The sequence below is a fragment of the Skermanella sp. genome, from assembly GCF_059503625.1.
This window is the reverse complement of record NZ_JCACHA010000114.1, coordinates 1-3,838: the sequence shown is the minus strand read 5'-3', so window position 1 is coordinate 3,838 and position 3,838 is coordinate 1. Positions and strand designations below refer to the sequence as shown.

Below are 3,838 nucleotides of genomic sequence, written 5' to 3'. Positions count from 1 at the left end.
GATCAGGATCATCGGGCGGGTATTCTCCGGCAGCGAATTTCCCGGGACACCCAGTCCGTCGCCCAACCCGCCGCCGGTCGCCAGAAGCATCCCGGCGGCGATGGAAACCATCAGAACAAGGGCCACTGTCGCCGCAACGAGGTGGCTGCGGGTAAGTGTGACATTGTGTCCAGCCGCGATCTGCATGGTCCGCTCCCTCACTCGATACACCTGGGGACCGAAACCGCTTTTCAACCGACCGGCCCACCCGCTTTCAAATAGATGATGCACCAATCCATGGGCTCTCGGCGATTATTTTAATGCCGGCTTACTGAATAGTCAGCGCAGTGTAGTAAAATTGCGTCAGCAATAACGACCTATCCACGGAAGGCACAGAGGAAGACTACTAACGTACTAGTTTCTCTTCTTGCTTCAATTTAGAAAAAATCGATTGGAGTATGCATGAAAACTGTGGGGGTGGGGCGGGCAGGGGAGGGAAGAGGATTTCGCCCTGCCCTCGCGAACGACAATGGGACATCACGCGCGCGACGCCAGCGGCACGCACCGTTTCTGCCCATTACTACAATGATTTGAGGAAGTTGGAGGCACGGGTGGGAATCGAACCCACATATACGGATTTGCAGTCCGCTGCATCACCACTCTGCCACCGCGCCACGGTGCCGGTTACCGGCTGAAACTCGCCGGCCCGGAAGGTGTCCTGATATAGCGGGCCGGATTGTCCCGGTCAAGCACTGCTCCGCGCACTTGTCGCGGCTGTTCGACACTCCCGCCCACGGAACCCGACTTGCCAGGAACCCGGCCGCCTGAGTTCCGGTCCCAAGGCTGTCCGTTGTGTTTCAACGCATTGGCGGATATAAGGCCACTCAGCGCCGCTCCGCCGCGGATCACAGGCGCGTCCAGGCGAAACAAGATCAGAAAACGGTTGCCATGCCCGATTATTCAGCCGCTCGCTATAATATGGTCGAAGGGCAGGTTCGCCCCAACAAAGTGACCGACCACGCCCTGGTCGACGCGATGTCGCGTATCCCCCGGGAACTGTTCGTGCCCAAGGCGTCGCGCGGGATCGCCTATGTCGACGAGGACATTCCCGTCGCCAAGGGACGCTATCTGATCGAGCCGATGGTGATCGCCCGCCTCCTCCAGGAAGCCTACGTCAAGCCGACCGACATCGTCCTCGACGTCGGCGCCTGCACCGGCTACGCCAGCGCGCTGCTGTCCCGCATGGCTGCGACGGTCGTGGCGCTCGAGTCCGATGCGGAACTGGCCTCGCGCGCCGAAGCGACGCTGCGCGAACTCGGCGTCGATAACGTGGTGGTGGTGCAGGGTCCGCTGGAGCAGGGTTATGCAAAACAGGCGCCCTACGATGTGATACTTTTGCACGGTGCCGTGGCGGAAGTACCTCCGGCGATATTGGAGCAGTTGGCCGAAGGCGGCAGGTTGGTTACAGTCGTGTCGCCCGACGGGCGCATGGGGCAGGCCCGTCTGTTCCAGCGCACGGGCAAGGTCGAAACGGGCCGCATCCTGTTCGACGCCGCGACGCCGCTGCTGCCCGGATTCGAGCCGAAGCCGGTTTTCGAGTTCTGAGCGGTCCGGGCAGGCTGTCTGGACATGGCTTCCCGGGCAGGGCCTCCCGACCGGGGCTTCATGACCGGGGCGGTCCGCCCCCGATGAACGACTTAAGGAGTCTGTGATGTCCGATAAGGTGCCGTTGCAGATCGATGTCGATACTCTCAAGTCCATGCAACAGTCCGGCGCCGAGGTAGCCTTGCTGGATGTGCGGGAGCCGTGGGAGTTCGATCTGTGCGCCATTGAAGGGAGCAGCAGCATTCCTCTGACAACGCTGCCCCAGCGGGCGGCGGAGCTGCCGAAGGACCGCCAGATCGTCGTGATCTGCCATCATGGCGGACGGAGCGCGCAGGCGACCGCGTGGCTCCGCCACAACGGCTACGACAAGGCGACCAACCTGATGGGTGGTGTCGATGCCTGGGCTCGACGTATCGATCCGACGATGAAGGTGTATTGATGGCACGTAAATCACGGCTGTCCGGCCGGGCATGGAGCGCATCGCTCGGCGGTGTCCTCCTGCTCGCCCTGTCAGGCCAGCCGGCCGGGGCGCAAAGCCTGGAAGAGGCCCTGGCGAACGCTTACGTCAGCAACCCCACGATCGAGTCGCAGCGCGCGCAGTTGCGCGCGACCGACGAACTGGTGCCGCAGGCGCTCTCCGGATACCGGCCGACGGTGGAGGCCGGCGCCGATGCCGGCTACTCCCGTGCCCGCACCAGGACAGGGTCGCGGGACGTCAACTCCAATCTCGCGCAGCGCGGCGTCGATCTCAGCGTCGTCCAGCCGCTCTACTCCGGCGGCCGCACCCAGGCGGGAACCAAGCGCGCTGAAGCCCTGGTCGAGGCGCAGCGCGCCGATCTGCTCTCGACCGAACAGTCGGTCCTGCTCGACGGCGCCACGGCCTATCTGGACGTCGTCCGCGATCAGGCCGTCGTCGACCTGAACGTCAACAACGAACAGGTCCTGCGCCGCCAGCTCGACGCCTCGCGCGACCGCTTCAACGTCGGCGAGATCACCCGCACCGACGTCAGCCAGGCGGAGTCGCGCCTTGCCCGCGCCCTGTCGGACCGCATCCAGGCGGAAGGCCAGCTCAGCAGCAGCCGGGCGATCTACGCCCGCGTGATCGGAGCGCCTCCCGGCCGCCTGTCGGCGCCGCGCCTTGTGTTCGACCTGCCGTCCTCGCGGGAAGAAACCGTCGCCCTGGCGGAAAGCAACAACCCGACCGTCATCGCGGCCGAGTATTCGGAATCCGCGGCGCGCAACGCCGTCGATGCAGTCCGGGGCGAGATGCTGCCGTCCGCCAACCTGCGCGGCACCCTGTCGCGTACCTACGAACCAAGCTCCCAGGCCGACCGGCAGGACGGCGCCTCGGTGACGGCCTCGGTGACGATCCCGCTGTATCAGGCGGGTTCGGTCGAGTCGCGCGTCCGTGAAGCCCGCCAGACCGCCGGCCAGCGGCGCATCCAGATCGAGGAATCGCGCCGGCAGGTGGTCGAGAACGCGATTCGCGCCTGGGAAGGCCTGACGACCGCCCGCGCCACCATCGAATCGCGGCAGTCGCAGGTCCGCGCTTCCGAAATCGCCCTGGAGGGCGTGCGCCAGGAAGCGCTGGTCGGGTCGCGGACCACGCTGGACACCCTGGACAGCGAGCAGGAACTGCTGGACGCCCGCGTCCAGCTCGTCCAGGCACAGCGCAACGAAATGGTCGCCGCCTTCTCGGTTCTCTCGGCGACCGGCCAGCTTTCTGCCCGGCAGCTCGGCCTGAAGGTACCGTTCTACGACCACACGAAGCATTACAAGCAGGTGCGCGGCAAGTGGTGGGGCACCGACATCGATGAATGACAATGCGGCTCCGGGTCGGCCGGCTCAACGACTTGGTAGTAATTTAACCTGTGGTGCCATAGGCTCCGGGTTCCCGATCAGGCCCCTGGGGTTGCGCTGATGAGTGATACGAAGTCCCAGCAAGAACCGTCGATGGAGGAAATCCTTGCCTCCATCCGGCGAATCATATCCGAAGACACCGAGCCTGCCGAGCCGAGCAAGCCTGAACCCGCACCGGCGCCCGCGGCGCCGCCCCCTGTTTCAGCCTTCGCACCACCGCCGCCGGCTCCGGAGCCGATGGATGAGGACGTGCTGGAACTCACCCAGATGGTCCAGGACGACGGGTCGGTCATCGATGTGGAGGATCCGCCGGAAGACGATCCCTGGGCGCGCGCCATGGATCCCGACCCCGAGCCGGAGGATGAGCCCGAGCCTCCGCTGTCGCTGGAAACCC

General features: G+C 65.0%; 4 protein-coding genes, 1 tRNA gene and 1 pseudogene. 4 read left to right on the top strand and 2 right to left on the bottom strand.

Translation table 11 applies throughout. The features are described from left to right. Positions 1-186: hypothetical protein (locus AC5JJ6_RS03150; RefSeq protein WP_496040649.1), on the bottom strand; the 186-nt coding region annotated here is incomplete at its 3' end. 393 nt (positions 187-579) lie between these two features. Beyond that, a tRNA-Cys gene (locus AC5JJ6_RS03145) sits at positions 580-653 on the bottom strand. A gap of 274 nt (positions 654-927) precedes the next feature. Here AC5JJ6_RS03145 and AC5JJ6_RS03140 point away from each other — a divergent pair. The 4 genes and pseudogenes from AC5JJ6_RS03140 to AC5JJ6_RS03125 form a co-directional block, all read left to right on the top strand. After that, entirely contained in the window at positions 928-1,584 is a 657-nt protein-coding gene (locus tag AC5JJ6_RS03140) for a protein-L-isoaspartate O-methyltransferase family protein (RefSeq protein ID WP_496040648.1), read from the top strand. 106 nt (positions 1,585-1,690) lie between these two features. Beyond that, on the top strand, positions 1,691-2,023 hold the full coding sequence (locus AC5JJ6_RS03135) for a rhodanese-like domain-containing protein (protein WP_496040647.1): 333 nt from the start codon (positions 1,691-1,693) through the stop codon (positions 2,021-2,023). Then, entirely contained in the window at positions 2,023-3,405 is a 1,383-nt protein-coding gene (locus tag AC5JJ6_RS03130) for a TolC family outer membrane protein (protein ID WP_496040646.1), read from the top strand. Before AC5JJ6_RS03135 ends, AC5JJ6_RS03130 begins: the two co-directional genes overlap by 1 nt. Before the next feature lie 99 nt (positions 3,406-3,504). Next, positions 3,505-3,838: pseudogene (locus tag AC5JJ6_RS03125) on the top strand (DUF2497 domain-containing protein); the annotation flags it as partial.